The following is a 19,753-nucleotide window of genomic DNA, read 5'->3' as shown; positions in this document are numbered from 1 at the left end:
TTTTTTGCTGAAAAGAGGAACTTTTTCTCAAGGGCTATATTTAATGCAGTGCTTCCACCTCTACGTCCCGTCGGCTAAGGTGCGCGGCTGTGTTTCCTCTTTTTGCAAAAGGCCCGGCATGACCGCGACAAGCAACGACCCACTCCACGGCGTGACCCTGCAACACGTCCTCACCACTTTGGTGGAGCATTACGAATGGGCAGGCCTGGCCGAGCGCATTGATGTGCGCTGCTTCAAGAGCGACCCGAGTATCAAGTCGAGCCTCACGTTCCTGCGAAAAACCCCGTGGGCGCGGGAGAAAGTCGAAGGCTTATACGTGAAACTGATGCGCACCAAACGCCCGTTGGACTGAGCGCATGAAGCGGTATGTGGCGGCGGCGGCATTGGCCGGTTGGATAGGGCTGGTGATTCAGCAGTACCTGATTTTCTATTCGCGCTGGCAGGCCGGCGCGAGCCTGCTGGGCGGGCTGATCAACTTCTTCAGTTTTTTCACGGTGCTGACCAATACCCTGGTCGTCGTGGTGTTGAGCTATGCGCTGGTGACACGCGAATCGGCGGCGAAACGGTTCTTCCTGGCGCCCCCGGTCAGCAGTGGGATCGCCACGAGCATTGTCGTGGTCAGCCTGGCCTACAACCTGCTGCTGCGGCACTTATGGAGCCCGACGGGTTTTCAATTTATTGCCGACGAATTGCTGCACGACGTGATGCCGGTGCTGTTTGTGGTCTATTGGTGGCGGTGTGTGCCCAAAGGCACATTGCGCCTCAAACACCTCGGCGCTTGGGTGATCTACCCGTTGGTCTACTTCGCTTATGCGCTGCTGCGTGGGCATCTGCTCGGGCAGTATCAGTACCCGTTCATTGACGTGGACACCCTCGGTTATCCACAAGTGTTTGTGAATGCCGGGGGGATTCTGGCGGGGTTCATCGTGATTGCATTGGCAGTGGTGGGGCTGGATAAATTCTTAAAGCCTCCGCGAAACTAAAGGTGGAGCGAGCAAGCCCGCTCCCACCGTTGATGTGTGTTCGACTTACTCGTGCTCGCTGCCTTGCGCGCGCCAGTAGCCCACGGCCTTGAGGAATTCTTCATTGACCTTGTGTGTGTCCAGCAGCACACGGCGAACCTGGCGTGACAGCTGGGTCTCGGTGGCGACAAAACTGTACAGCGAGCCGCTCGGCAGCGTCAGATTACGCACCGTGTCGGGCAAGTCGTCCTGGCCGCGGACTACCCAAATCACGTCCACATCCGCTGCGCTTTTCAGTTGCTGTTGTTCCGACACATTGGCGATTTCAATCACCGCCAGCACCTTGCGCCCCGCCGGCAGTTCTTCCAAGCGGCGGGCAATGGCCGGGATTGCTGTTTCATCGCCAATCAGCAAATAGCTGTCGAAGATGTCCGGCACGATCATTGAGCCGCGTGGCCCGCCGATGTGCAGGTGTTGGCCGACTTTCGCCTGCGCGGCCCAGGTCGACGCAGGCCCATCGCCGTGCAGTACGAAGTCGATATCCAGCTCACCGATACTCAGGTCGAAACGCCGTGGCGTGTAGTCACGCATGGCCGGTTGCGGGCCGTCGCCCTTGATACTGAAGCCCGGGCTTTCCAGTGCGGCTTGCTCGGCGGCGTTCTGCGGGAACAGCAGTTTGATGTGATCGTCACTGCCCAGGCTGATAAAACCGGCGAGTTCAGGCCCGCCCAAGGTGATGCGGCGCATGCGTGGAGTGATGTCGACCACGCGCAGTACGTCCAGGCGGCGACGCTTGATTTCATGGGTGACGCGATGGATAGCTTGAGTGTTCATAGGTTTTTCCCGTCGGCAATGGCTTGAGCGGTGCTATTGAGCAGCGCCGCGACACGATCGATTTCTTCAGGGCTCCAGCGCCCGTGGTGCGAATGCAAGGCGTGGCGCAGGTTGTGCACCGCCTCATGGATTTGCGGCGGGCGGTCCTGGCCACGCAGCGAGCGCTTGCTGACATCGATGCGCATGCGCACGCCGTCAAGAGCAACGGCTTGCTCGCTTAAGAAGAGACGACCGGCGTCGGTGATTGTGTAGCGCTTTTTTCCGCCATCGGCGTTGCCGACGATCAAATCGCTCTCTTCCAGAAAGGTCAGGGTGGGGTAAATCACACCCGGGCTTGGGGTGTAGGCGCCGTCGAACAGGCTTTCGATCTGGCGGATCAGGTCATAGCCGTGGCAGGGCTGCTCTGCGATCAGGGAGGGTAACAGCAGCTTCAAGTCGCCCGCTGCGAAAACCCGTGGGCCGCGCTCGCCGCGTTCCCGGCCAGGGCGTTTGTCGAAACCGTCACCGCCATGGGCGGGCCGTTGGTGGGGATGTTCTCTCATGTTGCCTCGCTCCAGACAGGTTTAGACATAACTTAAGATATATCTTTTGTGTGGGCAACTTAACCCGACCGATGGCGGGTCGGACAATTGGATGATCAGGCCGGGTCCCACACCGGATTGCGATCAGCTCCGGTTTTTACGCGCTCCGGCGCGTTTCAATGACTAGTGCTTTAGCCCAGGCCTGCAGCGCCCTTGCCAAGGGTTGGCACGGGAGTAGTGTCTCAAGGCGGTATTCAGACTGGCGGCGGTGGGGGCACCGTCGGTGTTAAGACTAAAGGGGTTGTTTGTGGCGCACTGGCAGGCGTGCCCAGTCGATTTACCAGGCGGCTGTTTTTCAGTGCGCACTCGCCGTCGACAGGCACAGTGTCCGGCTACCAGGTTGCAAGTACGGCAGCAGAATCGGCGCCATGCCCTTGAGCGCCTGTACGGGCAGCGCCGAGGTGAACGTGAAGCCTTGCGCTGAACTGCCCGGTACAAAGGCGGTGAGGGTGCCGAAGTGGCGGTCGCCGATATAGAACACAAAAGTGGCGGTGCGGTTGATCGCCTTGGAACTGAGCACCCGCCCACCGGCACCGATGGCTTCGATGCGGTTGTCGCCGGTGCCGGTCTTGCCGCCCATCGCCAGCGGTGTGCCGTCGGCCAGTTTGAAGCTGCCGGCCACACGTTTGGCGGTGCCAGCATCCACCACTTGGGACAAGGCTGCGCGCAGCGCCCGCGCCACCTGCGCCGGCATCACTCGTTTGCCGGCGGCGGGGTCGTTGATCATCTGGGTGTCATACGGCGTGCCGGCAGCAAAGTGCAGGCTGTCGATGCGTACCACCGGCGCGCGCACACCATCGTTGAGGATGATCCCCATTAATTCCGCCAGCGCCGCCGGGCGGTCGCCGGAGCTGCCAATCGCGGTGGCCAGCGACGGCACCAAGTGGTCGAACGGATAACCGACCGCCTGCCAGCGCTGGAGAATGTCGAGAAAGGCTTCCACCTCAAGCATGGTGCGGATACGACTGTCGCGCGCGCTCTGATGGCGGCTTTTGAACAGCCAGCTATAGACCTCCTGGCGCTCGAACTGGCTGGTCTTGACCACGTCGCTGAAGGTGGCCTCGGGGTGGTTGAGCAAGTAGCCAGTCAACCACAGGTCCAGCGGGTGGACCTTGGCGATATAGCCCTGATCGGGCAAGTCATAGCGGCCGGGGCCATAGGCCTTGTAGCGTTTTTGCAGGCGCTCGTCGGTGAGCTTCTCACTGGTTTTGACACCGGTCAGGTGTGCGCGCATGAACAGATTGAAGCTCTCCTGGCTGGCCTCGGGCAACAAGTAGCGGTGCACCGCGGCCAGGCGAATTGGTGTGGGTCGCAGGCCGTCGAGAAACGTATCGAGCCGCGCCTGGGTGTCTTTCTTCTGGTACTTCTTCCAGAACTTGCGCAGGAAGGCCGTGCCTTCGCGGTCGGCAAAATTGGCGAGGTATTCTTGGCGGCGCGGGTCATTGTCGTCCTTGAGCAACGCGGCGCTGTTGTTGGTCGCGCAATAGGTGGTGTAGCGCACCACATCACGCATCAGGCGAATGAACGGCAGGTTGATGGACTCGCGCAGGGCATCGCGCAAGGAGGGGCTGCGGCCGTTGTCTTCGTTGCGAAAGTTGTGGAAGTGATGCACGCCGCCGCCGGTGAAAAAGCCTTCGTTGGGGCTGGCCGAATAGGTGCGATCAAGGGCGGCGTCGAGCATTTTGGCCAGGGCTTTATCCGGCGTTTGGATCAGGTAATCGAGGGCCCAGCGGCTCAGGCGGTCCTGGTCGTCGACGGCGACTTTTTTCAGCGCAACGGGGGGTTGGGCGGCGTACTTGTCGTGCAGCTCGGTGATGATTTGCAGGTAGGTGGTCAGCACCCGCAATTTGGCAGTGGAACCCAATTCCAGTTTGCTGCCTTGGTTGATATCGAAAGGCTGGTCGGTGTTGTCGGTTTGTACACGCACCCTTGAGCCGTCCGGCGTCAGTTCGAACAAGGTGAAGCTGTAGCGCACTTGCGCGGTGTTGGCCGGGGTCAGCAGGCGTTCGCCGAGCAGGCCGACCTGGCGCGCAAAGTCTGGGTCGGCCAGGTGCTTGAGGTAATCACTGACCTGGCCCTGCAACGGTGCCTGCAGGGTGGTGGTGGCCGCGAGGTCAAGACGGTCGAGGTCGTACAGCGGCCGGTCGAGCAGGGTGGCCAGGCGCGCTCGGGCCATGTTGATGCCTTTGCTGGTCTCCACCGGCTGCATCGTCGGTTGTTGCACCCAATCGCGGTAGCTGACCTTGGCCGCCAGCGCCGCTTGGAGCAGAGCAGGGGTGATGACACTGTTTTGCGCCAGTAGGCGCAGGTGGCTGTCGGTGAGTTGTGCCAGTGCTTCGCGGCCTTTGGCCAAGTAATGAGAAGGGCGGCGCTGGGCGATGATCAACGACAACACTTCACGCAGGGCCAGGCCTTGCTCGGCGTTCACCGGACCGGCCAGCGCCTGGTTGACCTGGGTGAAATCGGTGCCGTACCACACCCGCAAGCCTTCGGCCAAACCGTGCACTTCGCCGTGGCCAGGCACCGCTGACAGCGGCACGCTGTTGAGGTAGTCACGCACAATATTCTGGCGTGCCGGTAAGGTGTCCGGCCCATCGCGATAGGCGCGTACAGCGGCGGAAAACATTTGACGCAGTTTTTCCTCGCCCGACACCGTCAGGCCATCCGGGGAATGGCGGTACTTTTCCAGTTGAGTGGCCAAGGTGCTGCCACCGGCACTCTGGCCCGGCAGGTGCAGCACCTTGGCGACTTGCGACCACGCGGCCTTGGCAAAGCGCGGCCAGTCCACGGCGGGGTTGGCCTGGGGCTGGTTAGGGTCGAGCAGGTCGCGGTTTTCGATAAACAGCAGGCTGTTGACCACCACGGGCGGGATCGCCGCGAAGCTTTGGTACAGCTGTTGCGGGTAGTTGTACTGGTACAGCGGCACGGCGCGGCAGTCGGTAATGGACAGCCCGGCCTGGATTTTTTCCGCATAGGGCACAAACAGGCCCTTGGCGCTGTAGTCCATCAGTGCGGGTGAAAAGCGTGCCTGGGCCTCAATCACATAACCGCGCTTGAGCAGGCGCGGCAGGAACGTGCCGAGGTCGCTGTAACCCAGGCGCCGGTCGAAGGGACCGGCTCCCGGATAGGTAATGGCCTGACTGGGGCCGGGCTTCACCTGATAGGTGAGGTCGCGCGCCAGGCGGCTGAGTTCCTGGGCCTGCAGACGGGAGGTGCGCATCTCTTTGGCGGCGGCAAACCCCAGGGCAATCAGCGCCATCAACACAATCAACCCGAAGAGGCGCCGTACATAGCGGGGCCTGGGTTTATTTTTAGGTAAAGGCGCTGGGTCCGAACTGCCTTGTAGTTTCGCAGCCTTGCTCGATTCGGTTTGCCACAGTGCGCCCATAGTCGATTGATCCTTAATGCAGATTGATCGGACTTGTCTGAAGCTTAGTCGCTGAGGGCTGGGTGTGAGGGAAGTGTGTGTTTTGGTTGTGGCTGCGGTTTTGGTGGTCGTGGCGAGCGGGCCCGCCACAAAGGCTCGCCTGCATAGAGTGCGTTCACAGGTAGTTGTGTAGATACCTATGCTTATCGCATGCGAGCCATCTCCCACATTTTTTATCGTGCTCAGGCAGGCGTTTTTACGGGGTTCAGGCACTCGATAGAGCGGTCCACGGTTGTCTTGGCCATTTCCAGCAAATGCCACACCGCCAGAATTTTCGCCCGCTCGGGGCCAGGCAGCAGCTCACTGCAATTGAGTGTTGTGGCCGAAGCGCTGTCGAGCAAGCTTGCGGTGTAGAGCAGGGCGTCTTCGAAGCTCAGGTCTTCTAGGTGAACGCCTTGGGTGGGCAGGTAATGGTCGATGGCGCGGTTGAAGGCGGCGCGGGCTTTGGCGGAACTGAGGGGCGGATCGGGGACGGCTTTGTTATTCATGGTTTACCTTCGCGTTAGATTAGGTCTCGACACCCTTCGCGACTAAACGAGGGTGGCGGCTGTACGCAGGTTAGTCGACCGGTTCCAACGCGAAAATTCCGGCGCACCCGAAGGTGCCCTGCGCACAGCCACCATTAAACCTCATGGAGGACCAAGCGCACGTTGGAAGGTCAGGCGACTAAACCCGATCACTGATGAGCAGTGACGGATCGCAGACTAGCCATCGATTCCAACAGGCACAAGGCGGCAGGGATTGTCTAGGAAACGTCCTGCAATTTAAAGAGACGCGCCTTGCTGGCCCTTTACAAACCATGACCAAATGCCACTAACCCCACCCATAAACGGTGAGGGTGAGGGGCTTTTTTGTAGGCGCTTCTTCCCTGCAATGTAGGCAACTTCCCAAATGTTGCTCGGCCTTCCCGGGCTTGTGTCCAGGGCGTATTCGCTTGCTTATATTCCGACGCCATCTTCATTGCATCCAGGGATGTGAGGCATGGCGCAGGGCTATATCAACGAGCGCACCACGGACTACCTCAGCTTGAAATCCCGCTTGATGGGCGCAGCCTCGAACCGGCAGCGTTCCGATCATTTTGACGTGCTGAACCGGCACCTGCGTCATGGGCTGGTGACGCCGGGGCAGTTGGTGATTGTTCCCGATACCTACAGCGTGACCTGCTCGCTGGAAGAGGCCTGGCTGATGCGCCAAGCCGAGGCGATTCGTCGGCAGATGGACACTGGCGCCGGCACCCAAGTGGTCAACAATTATGACTTGCTGCAAAGTTTTCTGGGCTACGGCTCGTTGGGTGTGGGCAGCGCGACATCGGCGTGGGCGCGGCACCTGGACGAAGTGGCGCATACGCTGGAAGCGATTGAGCAACTGCACCCGCGCCTGAAAACCGGTGGCTTGGACCGTGAGGCGTTTTTTCGCCAGCGCAAGGCGTTGTTCGGGCTGCTGGACACACAGTTGCAAGGTGCGGCGCGATTTGGCACGGGGCTGCAGGGCAATCAGGTGTTGAAGAAGGTGCTGGGGATTTCAACCAAAAGCTATCTGCATAAGGGCGAGATCGCCGGGTATGCACAGCGGATACGGGGCATTTCGCAGGCGTCGAAGTGGTTGGGGAAGGGCACGTATGTCGGGTTGGCACTGGACGTGGGCGTGGCAGGGTTGGAGATCAAGGAGGCGTGTGTGCAGGGGCGGGAGGCGCAGTGTCGGCGGGCGAAGTATGTGGAGACGGGGAAGTTGGCGGGCGGCGTGGCGGGGGCTCATTGGGGAGGGCAGATAGGTGCGAAATTAGCCGGTCGCGGTTGTACGATTTTCTTGGGCGTCGCGGCTAAAGGCAACGGTGCGCTGGCCTGCGCAGTGATCGGCGGCGCTGCGGGAGGGTATGCAGGAGGTAACTTCTTGGGCACTGGCGGTACGTTTCTGGGCGGGAAAATCGAACAGATCGAAGGTGATTTGATCTTTCAGCCAGAGGGCACTTAAGCATGGATTTTCAACTCATCCTGGCAATCTTTTTATTTGCGGGTGCGCTGGTTGGTTCAGGGCTCACTTTATATGCTGAATGCACCAAGCTCGAAGCGCTGGAAAGCTACTTCAGTGAGAACAAGCTGGTCTGCGATAACAAACGGTTTTGGGGCAGAAATCAGCACATCGACAGGTTTCATCGCATGTTGCTGATCAATCAATTGTTGGCAATGCCCAAAACACATATTAAAAGAGGGGATTTGACCGAGGCAGAACTGGCGTCCATCCCCAAGTCACTCAAACGTTGGGCGTTGTGGCCGACTAATTTTGGGATGCTATGGGCTGCTGGCTTAGCCCTCTGGACCTACTTGTATGGCTGGTAGCCTACGATGACTGCTCGACGGACCCGCTCTCAGCAGGCCGTTCCCACGATGAAGCGTCACGAGTGTCCGATAACACAAAAAAATCGCTCAAAACCAGAGGCTGCCTTGGGCAGCCTCTGAGTTACCGCGCACTCGTGACGCAGAGCGTGGGAACGATCGCACAGTGGCTTGTGCGACGTTTTGCCGCCCAATGCAGGTTAGATGCTCCTGTAAAATTGCAATTTAACCGGCACTTCCCCTAAATTGGTCCGTTTTTATAGTGAAAGGCCCTGCTCTTGGCTTTTTATACTGCACGCCCGTTGATCTTGCCCGGCAAGAAGGGCCCGTCCATGAGGCGGCCCGGTTTCGACAAGGGCGCAGGCTTACCGGCCGGCCCCTGGAAACTCGACGGACACTCCAATAACAAAATGAGGTTGTACCCTTATGCCAGTCGGCAACCCACTGCCCCATGGCGAGACCGCTCAAGGCGGCCCGCTCAAACGTGAACTCGGTGAACGGCATATTCGCCTGATGGCCCTTGGTGCCTGTATCGGTGTCGGCCTGTTCCTGGGTTCGGCCAAGGCCATTGAAATGGCTGGCCCGGCGATCATGCTGTCTTACATCATTGGCGGCCTGGCGATCCTGGTGATCATGCGCGCCCTCGGCGAAATGGCGGTGCACAACCCCGTCGCCGGCTCGTTCAGCCGCTATGCCCAGGATTACCTCGGCCCGTTGGCGGGTTTCCTCACCGGCTGGAACTACTGGTTCCTGTGGCTGGTAACCTGCGTGGCGGAAATTACCGCCGTCGCCGTGTACATGGGCGTGTGGTTCCCTGACACCCCTCGCTGGATCTGGGCCCTGGCGGCGTTGATCAGCATGGGCACCATCAACCTGATTGCGGTCAAGGCCTTCGGTGAATTCGAATTCTGGTTCGCGCTGATCAAGATCGTCACCATTATTGCGATGGTCATCGGTGGCGTCGGCATCATCGCGTTCGGCTTCGGCAATGACGGCGTGGCGCTGGGGATTTCCAACCTGTGGGCCCACGGCGGCTTTATGCCCAACGGCGTGCAGGGCGTGCTGATGTCCTTGCAAATGGTGATGTTCGCCTACCTGGGCGTGGAGATGATCGGCCTGACCGCCGGTGAAGCGAAGAACCCGCAGAAAACGATCCCAAGTGCCATCGGCTCGGTGTTCTGGCGCATCCTGCTGTTTTACGTCGGCGCGTTGTTCGTGATTCTGTCGATCTACCCGTGGAACGAAATCGGCACCCAGGGCAGCCCCTTCGTGATGACCTTCGAACGCCTGGGCATCAAGACCGCTGCCGGCATCATCAACTTCGTGGTGATCACCGCCGCGTTGTCCTCCTGCAACGGTGGCATTTTCAGCACCGGGCGCATGCTCTACAGCCTGGCGCAGAACGGACAGGCGCCGGCCACCTTTGGCACCACCTCGAGCAACGGCGTGCCCCGCGAGGCGCTGCTGCTGTCGATCTTCGTGCTGTTGCTGGGCGTGCTGCTCAACTACATGGTTCCGGAAAAAGTCTTTGTGTGGGTCACCTCCATTGCCACCTTCGGCGCGATCTGGACCTGGCTGATGATCCTGCTGGCCCAGCTCAAATTCCGTAAAAGCCTGAGCGCGGCCGAGGCGCAGGGTCTCAAATATCGCATGTGGCTGTACCCGGTCAGTTCCTACCTGGCGTTGGCGTTCCTGGTGCTGGTGGTAGGCCTGATGGCGTACTTCCCGGACACGCGTATCGCGCTGTACGTGGGCCCGGTGTTCCTGGTGCTGCTGACGGTGCTGTTCTACGTGTTCAAGTTGCAGCCGACGGCCGCCGGCCTAGGCAAACCCCGCTCGGCTTGATGGTCGCCGCTGCGGAGCTTGCCCTTGCGCAAGCTTCGCAGTTGAGCCTAATGGGCGTGGCGTGCGCCGAGCGGGCGCCGTTCAGCGCGCGTGTTGTTCAGGTAGTGCCGGTTCGCCAGGCGCACGTGACGCCTGGTTCAGACGCTTGTTTAACTCCATCCAGGCAGCCAGGGCCGACATCAACACCACGCCGACCAGCGCCGTCAGCAACTGCATGGCCACGGCGTCATTTGCCAGCGCGTTGAGCATGTCCGCCAAGGGCGCCAGCACTACGCCCAGGCAGAACACTTCCAGGGAATATCGGCCCATCTGGCAGACGCGTTCGGCCAGCCGGTTTTGCGTCCAGCCGCGGCCGGGTAACAGCTTGGCGGTGACATAGGCCAGCGCCAGGAAATGCACCAGGCGTACCGGTGACAGGTCGGTTTTACTGATGGGGTACAACCAGTTGCTCAGTGTTGCGGGCATCACCGCGTCATGGATGTCCGGCCATAGCCAGGACAGCGTAATCACACCGGCGACCACCAAATAAATCGCCGCCGCGACAAACAGCGGCTGGCGCGGCAAAGGGCGCGTGTCGGGGGCGGTCGGCCGCTGACTGTGGATCGCCGCAGCGCCGCCCAATACAAACAACAACTGCCAAGTGATCGGGTTGAAATACCACACGCCATCGGCGATCGCGCGCAGGTTCCAACCCATCCACGGCGCCATCAGGTACACCGCCAGCGATACACCGATCACCGCCCAGGTGGCGCGCACCATCAGCGGCAGCACCACGGACAAGCCTGCGAGCAACACGATGTACAGCGGCAACGGGTCCATCAGGTTGGGCTTGAAGCGCAATAACAGCTCATCGGTCAGCGCCTGTTGCGGGTGGGTGACGAAGTGCGTCAGGCCCATCTCCGCCACCAGGTCGCGGGTTTGCACATGGTTGTTGGCGTAAAACACGATGCCCATCAGCAGCGCCAGCAAGAAGATATGCACCACGTACAACACCCAGGTGCGGCGCAGGATTTTCAGGCAGGCGATCCAATAGCCTTCGCGTTGCATGACTTTGCTGTAGGCCAGCACCGAGGCGAACCCGGCGAGGAACACGAAGACCTCTGCCGCATCGCTGAAGCCGAAGTTTCGCAGGGTAATCAAGCCGAGAGGGTTGTGGGGCACGTGATCCCAGAAAATGAAGATCAACGCCAGGCCCCGAAAAAAGTCGATGCGCGGGTCGCGTCCGTTCAGCATGGCAGCGGGCTCTTGAACAAATGGTTTAGTAATAACCGGCGAACGGCAGGGTTTTCGCCCGCCACACGTCGGGCGGGCGCAGGTTGGCGGTATTTGTAAGCAATTGCAAAGGCTGGGTATTACTGAATGTCTCTAGACATCAATGACCACCAACGTGCCGTAGCTGCCGGCAAGCACACCATGGGCGGTACCGGCTTCGACGAGGTACATCCGGCCGGGTTCCACACGGATTTCCTCAGCGCCGACGCTCAGGCGTAACAGGCCGCTGACCACCAGCAAGCCTTCGTTGTAATCATGGGTTTCTTCTTCATACGCCTGCTCATCCATGCGCAACACCTTGATCCGCGCCGGGCCTACCTGGCCCAGGCGGGTGGATGTCCAGCTGCTGGGCAGTTGCCCGGCGATGGCGGCGAAGTCGAGTAACGGCATGTGAATCTCCTGGTTTCAGCGATGCCGTCGGTGGTCCGGTTCAGCAGCAATCGGGTGTTTAGAATGCATCCATCAACAGTACCCGGCATGGCTTGGCTTGATGCGCATTGATTTGCGGCACCAGCCGGGTGAAGTGTTCGGTTTGGCAGTGCGCATCGAGTGCGGCCTGATCGGGCCATTGCTCGATGAAAATGAAGTGCCCCGGGTCTTTCTGATCGACAAACAACGCGTAGGCAATGCACAGCGGTTCCAGGCGGGTTTTTTCGACCAGCTCGGCGTACCACGGTCGCACGGTTTCCAGGTGTTCGGGCTTGATGAAGTCTTCAGCGATGACGTTGAGCATGGTCGGTGCCCTCACGCCGCCGCGATTTCATTGGGCTCAAAACTGTCCGCCCGCGCCATCTGCCACATGCGCGAATAGAACTCGCCGTTGACTTCGCCGGTGAGTAATTCACCCGGCTTGAGGAACACATGCAACTGCGAGAACAGCTTGATTTCAGTCGCTGACATACGCCGCACCAAGTGCTTGGCCGACAGCTGCGACGGATGCTCCAGGCCAGCCGCCGCGAGCATTTCCGCCAGGGCCTTGAGGGTGTTGCGGTGGAAGTTGAACACGCGTTGGGCTTTGTCCGGCACGACCAAGGCGCGCTGGCGCAGCGGGTCCTGGGTGGCGACGCCGGTCGGGCATTTGTTGGTATGGCAGCTTTGCGACTGGATACAGCCGATGGCGAACATGAAGCCGCGCGCCGAGTTGGCCCAGTCGGCGCCGATGGCCAGGACGCTGGCAATATCAAACGCGCTGACGATCTTGCCGCTGGCGCCGAGCTTGATCTTGTCGCGCAGGTTCAAGCCGACCAGGGTGTTGTGCACGAACAGCAGGCCTTCACGCAGCGGCACGCCGATATGGTCGGTGAACTCCACAGGCGCGGCGCCGGTGCCGCCTTCCTTGCCGTCGACCACGATAAAGTCCGGGAGGATGCCGGTTTCGAGCATGGCCTTGGCAATGCCCATGAATTCCCACGGGTGGCCCAGGCAGAACTTGAAACCCACCGGTTTGCCGCCGGACAGTTCGCGCAGTTGGGCGATGAACTGCATCATTTCGATAGGCGTGGAAAACGCGCTGTGGCGCGACGGCGAGATGCAGTCTTCGCCCATCATGATGCCGCGGGTTTCGGCGATTTCCTGGGTGACCTTGTGCTTGGGCAGGATTCCGCCATGGCCGGGCTTGGCGCCCTGGCTCATCTTGATTTCGATCATGCGCACTTGCGGGTTCTGTGCCTGCACGGCGAAGCGTTCCGGGTCGAAACGGCCGTCGCTGGTGCGGCAGCCGAAGTAGCCGCTGCCCAGTTCCCAGGTCAGGTCGCCGCCGTTTTCGCGGTGGTAAGGGCTGATGCTGCCTTCGCCGGTATCGTGGGCAAAGTTGCCGAGCTTGGCGCCTTGGTTGAGCGCGCGAATCGCGTTGGCGCTCAGCGAGCCGAAGCTCATCGCCGAGATGTTGAACACCGACGCCGAGTACGGCTGCTTGCACTGCGGGCCGCCGACCATTACGCGAAACGCGCTCGGGTCGCTCAACGGCGCGGGGCGCATGGAGTGGCCGATAAACTCAAAGCCCGACTGGTAGACGTCGATCAAGGTGCCGAACGGTTTGTCGGCGGTTTCGTTCTTGGCACGCGAGTAAACCAGCGAACGCTGCGAGCGCGAGAAGGGCAGCGCGTCGCTGTCGGACTCCAGCAGGTACTGGCGGATTTCCGGGCGTATGGCTTCCACCAGGTAACGGATATTGCCCAGGATCGGGTAGTTACGACGCACCGCGTGGGGGCTTTGCAGCAGGTCGAACAGGCCGATCAGGCTGAGAATGCCGGTGACCAGGGTGATCGGCCACAGCCATTCATGTTCGATAAAAGGCAGGCTTACGAGGGTGAAAATGACGCACACGGCAAAGAAGGCGTAACGGCTTAGTAACGACAGGCTCATACGGGTTTCCTTGGTTCACTCATCGGCTAGGCGTTTTGCGCCTGAAGAAAGATCGAGAACAGCTCCGACTGGGATTTGATCCCTAGTTTGCTGTACATGTGTTTCTTATGGACTTTCACGGTTTCAACAGAGATTTGCAGCTTACGAGCGATTTCCTTGCTGGAGCAACCGCTGAGCATCAAGCGGCCCACATCCAGCTCACGGGCGGTGAGTTGCGCACCCCAGCCATCATTGTGCATCGGCGGCTGCGGGGCGCTGACCTGGTGGAGTTCATAGGGCAGGCGCTGGCGCAGCAGGCTCAGCACCCAAGGCTGGATCAGCGACAGCAGGGCGATCTGCTGCGGGTCAAAACGCTGTTTCGAGCCCAGCGACAGGCACAGGGTACGCCCGTCCGGCAGGTGGCAATTAAATTGGATTTCATCCGCCACCACGTTCAGGCGGAAGTAACGCTGGTAGTACTCGGTGAGTTCAAAATGCTCGGGCGCCACGTCCGCCAGGCGAAACAGGCCGGTGCGTGAGTGCTCGCGGCTGGCGATGTAGAAGGGGTCAAGCAGGTACAGGCCGTTGAGGTAGTCCTGAAATAAATGGTCGGGCGTGCCGTCCGCGCCCGGGCATTCGGCGAACACCAGTGGGCGGTGTGCGCTGCTGAACAGCAACACCACCCAGCTATCGAACGGCACGTAGTGGTCGAGTAAACGCACGAGCTGGGTCCAGAAATTGGCCTGGTCGAGGGCGTCTATCATTTGCCCCACCGAACGGTGCCAGGCGATGTCTTGCAACGACATGCTCATTGATCTACCCCTAACGTGTTACCCCTGGCGCGTAATTCCCTGGCCGGGTGTGGCTGCGCATACTGCGGCACAGATAAAGAACAAGGAATACCCATGAAGGTCGAATTCGCCCAATTGGCAGGCCGTGATAACGGTACAGCTTACAACCTTGAGCGTGCTCTGGCGGCAATTGCTGCCTGCGCCGCCGATACGCAACTGATCGTATTTCCGGAAACCCACCTGATGGGCTTTCCGTCGGCCGAGACCGTGGCGGCCATCGCCGAGCCGGTAGACGGCCCGGCTGTACAGGCCGTTATCGAGGCCTCCCGTGCGCACAATATCGCTGTGGTGATTGGCATGGCCGAGCACGACGACGGCCAGTTCTATAACACCACTTTGCTGATTACCCCGGAAGGCGTTGCCTTGCGTTATCGCAAAACCCACCTGTGGGCCTCGGATCGCGGCGTGTTCACGCCGGGTGATCGCTACGCCACGTGCCTGTGGAACGGCGTGCGCGTCGGCTTGCTGATCTGCTACGACATCGAGTTCCCGGAAACTGCGCGAGCCCTGGCGCAATTGGGCGCCGAGTTGCTGATCGTCACCAACGGCAACATGGACCCGTACGGCCCCACGCACCGCACCGCGATCATGGCCCGCGCCCAGGAAAACCAGGCGTTTGCGCTGATGGTCAACCGGGTCGAAGAGGGTGACGGCGGGCTGTTGTTTGCCGGTGGCAGCGCCCTGGTCGATCCGCTTGGCACCTTGCTGTTCGAAGCAGGGCGCGAGGAAGGGCAATTTACCGTCGAGCTGGATCTCGACCAACTGCTGGCGGCTCGCAAGGACTACCGCTACCTGGATGACCAGCGCTTGAAGTTGCCGGGTGAGGTGATTGAGCGCACAGACGGGACGCGTGAACTGCTGATTCCACAACGCTGAGGATTGCTGTGGCAAGCCCGCTCGCCACATAAACAGGCTTAACCATAAGAAAAATGACACCCGCTTCACCGACTTCAGTTCTGCCATAACTCTAATAAATTCAGCGGAGAATCGCTCATGGCTCGTTTGCAACGCACCCTGTCGTTAGGGTCGGTGGTGCTGTTTGGCATCGCCTATATGACGCCGATCATTGTGCTCGGCACCTTCGGCATTCTGGCGCAATCCACCGCCGGCATGGTCCCTGCCGCCTACCTCGCCGCCCTGGTCGCGATGTTCTTCACCGCGATGAGTTACGGGCGCATGGCCTCGGCCTTTCCGGTGGCTGGTTCGGCCTACAGCTATGTGCGCAAGGCGATCAGCCCGAAACTCGGCTTTATCGCCGGCTGGGCGGTGTTGCTCGACTACCTGTTCCTGCCCATGGCCATCTGGCTGATCGGGGCGGCGTACCTCAACTCGGCGTTCCCTTCGGTGCCGCAGTGGGTCTGGGTATTGGCGTTTATCGGTGTCACCAGCGCTATCAATATTGTCGGCCTCAAGCTGGCCAACGGCATCAATGCCTTGCTGATGCTGGTGCAGTTTCTGGTGCTGAGCGCGTTCGTCGTGCTGTGCATCCACTACATCGGCGGTGACGCCAGCAAACCACTGTGGACCATCGCCCCGTTCTTCAACGGCCAGATGCACATGCCGCTGATCATGAGCGGTGCGGCCATCGCCTGCTATTCGTTCCTGGGCTTTGACGCGGTCAGCACCCTTACCGAAGAAACCCGCGACCCGCGCCGCACCATCCCACGGGCAATCATGCTGATCACCTTGATCGGCGGGCTGATCTTCGTGGCAGTGTCCTACTTTGTGCAGGTCGCCCACCCGTCGTTCGAGTTCGCCAACGTGGATTCGGCCGCGTATGAAATCGCGCGCAATATCGGCGGTGATCTGTTTGTGTCGATTTTCCTGATCGGCCTGATTGTCGGCCAGTTCGCCTCGGGGCTGTCGGCCCAGGCCAGTGGTTCGCGCCTGTTATTCGCGATGGGCCGTGACGGTGTGTTGCCCAAGTCGTTCTTCGGCACCTTGCATGCGCGCTTCGGCACGCCGGTCAATAGCATCCTGTTGTGTGCGGTCGTGGCGTTGCTGGCGTTGAAGTTGGATGTGACCACCTCCACCTCGTTCATCAACTTCGGCGCATTCCTGGCGTTCAGCCTGGTGAACCTGTCGGTGATCTTTCACTACTGGATCGGTGCAAAAGAACGCGGTGTGCGTGAGTTGATCCTGTTTCTGCTGTTCCCGGCCATCGGCTTGCTGGCGGACCTTTGGCTAATGGTCAGCCTGGATCATCTGGCGATTTACCTGGGCCTGGTGTGGTTGGCGATCGGCCTGGTTTACCTGGGTTTCCTAACCCGTGGCTTCTCGCAACAGCCGCCGGAGATGGACTTTCAGGAAGCCGCATAGAGGCTCTTGGTCTATTCTTATTGCAATCGGTTCTCGTTTGGGTGCATTTGATGTGTTACTGTATAACACATCAAATGCACCCATATGCCCCGGAGGCCTTATGAAAGCTGGAATCCATCCTGACTACCGCACCGTGCTGTTCCACGACACCGCCGCCGACGTGTTCTTCCTGATCGGCTCCACCGCCGACAGCGATCGCACTCAACAACACAGCGACGGCAACACCTACCCGTACATCCCGCTGGACGTCTCCAGCGCCTCGCACCCGGTCTACACCGGCCAGCAGCGCAAGACCCAGGCCGAAGGCCGGATTGCCGGGTTCAACAAACGCTTCGCTTCGTTTGGTTCGAGCCCGAAAAACGCCGAGGCGTGAGGGCGGTCAAACCGTTTGGCGGATGGGCAGCACCACCCGAAAGGTGGTGCCTTTGCCCACTTCGCTGCTGACAGAGATAGCACCGCGGTGTTTTTTGACGATGCCGTAGGAGAGTGACAAGCCCAACCCCGTCCCTTCACCCACCGGCTTGGTGGTAAAGAAGGGGTCGAAGATTTTTTGCACGCTGTCCGGGGCAATCCCGCAGCCATTGTCTGCTACTTCCAACCAGATATTCTCGCCTTCCACCCCGTTACTGATCGTGATGGTGCCGCGTTCCGGGCCCATGGCCTGCGCGGCGTTGATCACCAGGTTCATCACCACTTGGTTGAGCTGCGATGCCAGGCATTCGATGTCCGGCAGCGGTGTGTAGTGCTTGATCACGTCGGCTTTGTATTTGAGTTCGCTGGCGACGATGTTCAAGGTCGAATCGATGCCCTGTTGCAGGTTTGCCCATTGCCAGGTCTGGTCGTTGTCCACCCGGGAGAAGTCCTTAAAATCCTTGACGATCTGTGTCACGCGGCCAATGCCTTCCTTGGATTCGCGCAGCAGTGTGGGAATGTCTTCCTTGAGAAAATCCAGGTCCAGGCGCCGACGCAGGGCCTCGAACTGCTCACCGCCCAGTGCGGTTTCTGCCTGTCGATAGGCGTCGAGCATCTCTTGCAGCTGGTTGAAGTAGCCGCCCAAGGTGCCGAGGTTGGAGGAAATAAACCCCACTGGGTTATTGATTTCGTGGGCCACACCGGCCGCGAGTTGGCCCAGGGAGGCGAGTTTTTCCGATTGCACCAGCTGGCTTTCCAGTTGTTTGCGCTCGTCGATCTCCCGTTGTAACGCCTGGCTTGTCTGGGTCAGTGCCAGGGTGCGCTGTTCCACCAAGTGTTCCAGGTGGGAATTTTGCAAGGACGCGCGTCGCGCCATGTCCCATTTGGCCGCCAGGGTATTGGCCATTTGCTGCACTTCAATGTTGTCGAAGGGTTTTTTCAGGATCAGCAGCCGGTCGTGGGCGTGCAGGCGAAACAGTAGCTCTTCCCAGGAGTAATCCGAGTAGGCGGTACACACCACCACTTGCAGGTTTGGGTCGACTTTCCACAGTTCTTCAATGGTCTGCGCGCCGTCCCAGCCCTGGGGCATGCGCATGTCGACAAACGCCAGGGCATAAGGTTTTTGCTCGGCCGTGGCGACTTCAAGCAACTTCAGCCCCTCTTGGCCACCGTAGGCCGAGTCCAGCTCGAACACGGGGCCTTGCGGTACGTCGCTGGCGCCGAACAAGGCGGCTTCCATGTCGTCCAGGGCCTGATTCTGCTCCATGGGCGGCATGAGGATTTTGCGGAAGTCTTCGTGAATTGATGGTGTGTCGTCGATCAGCAGAATGCGTCGGTTAGGGGCTTGGTTCATGCTTGGCCTGCTGCATCGTTGAGGGGGATTTGCAAGGTGAACACGGCGCCTTTGCCCGGCCCATCACTGTGGGCGGTAAGGCGGCCATTCATTTCAATGGCGGCCAGGGCGCAGCTGTGCAGGCCGAAACCGTGACCTTCCTTACGTGTGGTGAAACCGTGGGTGAAGATCCGCGTCATGTTCTCGGCAGGAATACCTTCGCCCTCGTCCTTGACGCTGATCTGCAAGAGGCTGCCTTCCACCGTGGTGATCGACAAGGTGATCTGCCGCGAACGGTCGGTGAGGTTCGACATGGCGTACTTGGCGTTGCTGATCAGGTTGACCATGATCAGCAACAGCCGGTGTTTGTCGGCCATCAGTTCCGGCACCTCGGCGTACTCCTTGACCACCGTCACATGGTGGCGACTCAGCGCCCCAGAATTCATGCGCAGGGCGTCGTCCATCAATGCACCGATCTGCACCGGTTCCAGCAGGCTGGACACGCCGGCGTAGGATTGCTGGGTGGAAACGATGTCTTTGATGTGGTCCACGCTTTTGCTCAACTGCGCCAGTTCGTCGGTCAGGCCTTGTTGCTCAATGGCGATGGCGTTCACCAGTTGGTTGAGGTAGCCGGGCAGCAGTTTGCCTTTCTCGTCTTCGCGCAGGTAAGTGCCTAGGTCCTCAGGGTGTTCGTTGATCAACTGCATAGCCTTGCCCAGCCCCAGTGCCTTGCTGTTGCGCAGTTTGCGCGTCACCAGCTCGGCGGAGATGTTCACGCTGTTGAGCACATTGCCGACGTTGTGCAACACATTGGTCGCGATTTCTGCCATGCCGGCCTGGCGCGCGCTGTCGAGCAGCTCACTTTGGGCATCCTTGAGTTCGCGTGTGCGTTCTTCTACGCGCTGCTCAAGGCTTTCATTGACCGCTTGCAAGGCGCGGTTGACCCGGTTGATCTCGGCAAAGCTGCGCAACAAACGGATCGCCAGGTACAACAGCACCACCACCAGCAGTGTGGAAAACACCAGCAGGTAGCGGTGGTACTTCTGATCAATCAGGTCGGCGGCGGCCTGGTCCTGGTTGAGTTGGGTGGTCATGGCGTCGAGCTGATCGGACAGCGGGATCGCGGCAATGCGATCAAGCAGGTCGTTGACGAGGGGTTGCTCGCGCAGGATCAGCGTAATGTGGTTGCTGAGAATCTCCACCGGCACCTGGAATTCTGCGGGCAGGCTTTGTTTGTTGATC

Annotated in this window: 19 protein-coding genes; 8 read left to right on the top strand and 11 right to left on the bottom strand. The window is 60.0% G+C overall.

Annotated elements, in window-relative coordinates:
* The first annotated feature begins 118 nt into the window (after positions 1-118).
* Positions 119-352, top strand: coding sequence for a VF530 family protein (locus tag E0F99_RS17455; protein ID WP_048720273.1), 234 nt, complete (start codon positions 119-121; stop codon positions 350-352).
* 4 nt (positions 353-356) lie between these two features.
* Positions 357-983, top strand: a complete 627-nt coding sequence (locus E0F99_RS17450) for a Pr6Pr family membrane protein (RefSeq protein WP_083359953.1) — start codon at positions 357-359, stop codon at positions 981-983.
* Between the two features lie 45 nt (positions 984-1,028).
* On the opposite strand, the gene E0F99_RS17445 is transcribed toward E0F99_RS17450, so the two are convergent.
* The 4 genes from E0F99_RS17445 to E0F99_RS17430 all read right to left on the bottom strand — a co-directional run bounded on the left by E0F99_RS17445 (position 1,029) and on the right by E0F99_RS17430 (position 6,292).
* Complete coding sequence (locus E0F99_RS17445; RefSeq protein ID WP_083359952.1) at positions 1,029-1,796, bottom strand: siderophore-interacting protein; 768 nt, start codon at positions 1,794-1,796, stop codon at positions 1,029-1,031.
* On the bottom strand, positions 1,793-2,338 hold the full coding sequence (locus E0F99_RS17440; RefSeq protein WP_083359951.1) for a PadR family transcriptional regulator: 546 nt from the start codon (positions 2,336-2,338) through the stop codon (positions 1,793-1,795). Before E0F99_RS17440 ends, E0F99_RS17445 begins: the two co-directional genes overlap by 4 nt.
* A gap of 334 nt (positions 2,339-2,672) precedes the next feature.
* Positions 2,673-5,765: a transglycosylase domain-containing protein gene (locus tag E0F99_RS17435; RefSeq protein WP_083359950.1), complete on the bottom strand. Its 3,093-nt coding sequence runs from the start codon at positions 5,763-5,765 to the stop codon at positions 2,673-2,675.
* Between the two features lie 221 nt (positions 5,766-5,986).
* Positions 5,987-6,292 carry a DUF6124 family protein gene (locus E0F99_RS17430; protein ID WP_083359949.1) on the bottom strand — a complete coding sequence of 102 codons (306 nt, stop codon included), beginning with the start codon at positions 6,290-6,292 and terminating at the stop codon, positions 5,987-5,989.
* A gap of 493 nt (positions 6,293-6,785) precedes the next feature.
* Here E0F99_RS17430 and E0F99_RS17425 point away from each other — a divergent pair, with 493 nt between their 5' ends.
* The 3 genes from E0F99_RS17425 (at position 6,786) to E0F99_RS17415 (ending at position 9,982) form a co-directional block, all read left to right on the top strand.
* Positions 6,786-7,775 (top strand): hypothetical protein, encoded by a 990-nt coding sequence (locus E0F99_RS17425; RefSeq protein WP_083359948.1) that lies wholly within the window; start codon positions 6,786-6,788, stop codon positions 7,773-7,775.
* A gap of 2 nt (positions 7,776-7,777) precedes the next feature.
* Entirely contained in the window at positions 7,778-8,140 is a 363-nt protein-coding gene (locus E0F99_RS17420; RefSeq protein ID WP_083359947.1) for a hypothetical protein, read from the top strand.
* A gap of 423 nt (positions 8,141-8,563) precedes the next feature.
* Positions 8,564-9,982, top strand: coding sequence for an amino acid permease (locus tag E0F99_RS17415; protein WP_083359946.1), 1,419 nt, complete (start codon positions 8,564-8,566; stop codon positions 9,980-9,982).
* Positions 9,983-10,063: 81 nt separating this feature from the next.
* On the opposite strand, the gene E0F99_RS17410 is transcribed toward E0F99_RS17415, so the two are convergent.
* The 5 genes from E0F99_RS17410 to E0F99_RS17390 form a co-directional block, all read right to left on the bottom strand.
* A complete protein-coding gene (locus E0F99_RS17410; RefSeq protein WP_083359945.1) occupies positions 10,064-11,215 on the bottom strand; it encodes an OpgC family protein in 1,152 nt (383 codons plus the stop codon).
* Positions 11,216-11,347: 132 nt separating this feature from the next.
* On the bottom strand, positions 11,348-11,644 hold the full coding sequence (locus tag E0F99_RS17405) for a cupin domain-containing protein (protein WP_083359944.1): 297 nt from the start codon (positions 11,642-11,644) through the stop codon (positions 11,348-11,350).
* A gap of 58 nt (positions 11,645-11,702) precedes the next feature.
* Positions 11,703-11,987 carry a putative quinol monooxygenase gene (locus E0F99_RS17400; protein ID WP_083359943.1) on the bottom strand — a complete coding sequence of 95 codons (285 nt, stop codon included), beginning with the start codon at positions 11,985-11,987 and terminating at the stop codon, positions 11,703-11,705.
* 11 nt (positions 11,988-11,998) lie between these two features.
* On the bottom strand, positions 11,999-13,618 hold the full coding sequence (locus E0F99_RS17395) for an FMN-binding glutamate synthase family protein (protein ID WP_083359942.1): 1,620 nt from the start codon (positions 13,616-13,618) through the stop codon (positions 11,999-12,001).
* A 26-nt stretch (positions 13,619-13,644) separates the two neighbouring features.
* Positions 13,645-14,409, bottom strand: coding sequence for a helix-turn-helix transcriptional regulator (locus tag E0F99_RS17390; RefSeq protein WP_083359941.1), 765 nt, complete (start codon positions 14,407-14,409; stop codon positions 13,645-13,647).
* A 93-nt stretch (positions 14,410-14,502) separates the two neighbouring features.
* Between E0F99_RS17390 and E0F99_RS17385 the strand changes: the two genes are divergently transcribed.
* The 3 genes from E0F99_RS17385 (at position 14,503) to E0F99_RS17375 (ending at position 17,140) form a co-directional block, all read left to right on the top strand.
* Positions 14,503-15,324: a carbon-nitrogen hydrolase family protein gene (locus E0F99_RS17385; RefSeq protein WP_083359940.1), complete on the top strand. Its 822-nt coding sequence runs from the start codon at positions 14,503-14,505 to the stop codon at positions 15,322-15,324.
* A gap of 117 nt (positions 15,325-15,441) precedes the next feature.
* Positions 15,442-16,767, top strand: a complete 1,326-nt coding sequence (locus tag E0F99_RS17380) for an APC family permease (protein WP_083359939.1) — start codon at positions 15,442-15,444, stop codon at positions 16,765-16,767.
* Between the two features lie 100 nt (positions 16,768-16,867).
* Positions 16,868-17,140: a type B 50S ribosomal protein L31 gene (locus tag E0F99_RS17375; protein WP_083359938.1), complete on the top strand. Its 273-nt coding sequence runs from the start codon at positions 16,868-16,870 to the stop codon at positions 17,138-17,140.
* A gap of 6 nt (positions 17,141-17,146) precedes the next feature.
* On the opposite strand, the gene E0F99_RS17370 is transcribed toward E0F99_RS17375, so the two are convergent.
* Positions 17,147-18,532, bottom strand: coding sequence for an ATP-binding protein (locus tag E0F99_RS17370; protein ID WP_083359937.1), 1,386 nt, complete (start codon positions 18,530-18,532; stop codon positions 17,147-17,149).
* Positions 18,529-19,753 (bottom strand): sensor histidine kinase (locus tag E0F99_RS17365; protein ID WP_130908836.1); only part of this gene is annotated, 1,225 nt, incomplete at its 5' end. The genes E0F99_RS17365 and E0F99_RS17370, both read right to left, overlap by 4 nt.

The organism is Pseudomonas antarctica, assembly GCF_900624995.1.
GTDB classification, from domain to species: Bacteria; Pseudomonadota; Gammaproteobacteria; order Pseudomonadales; family Pseudomonadaceae; genus Aquipseudomonas; species Aquipseudomonas antarctica.
The sequence above is the reverse complement of the archived record's forward strand: the minus strand, read 5'-3'. Positions and strand labels throughout refer to the sequence as shown.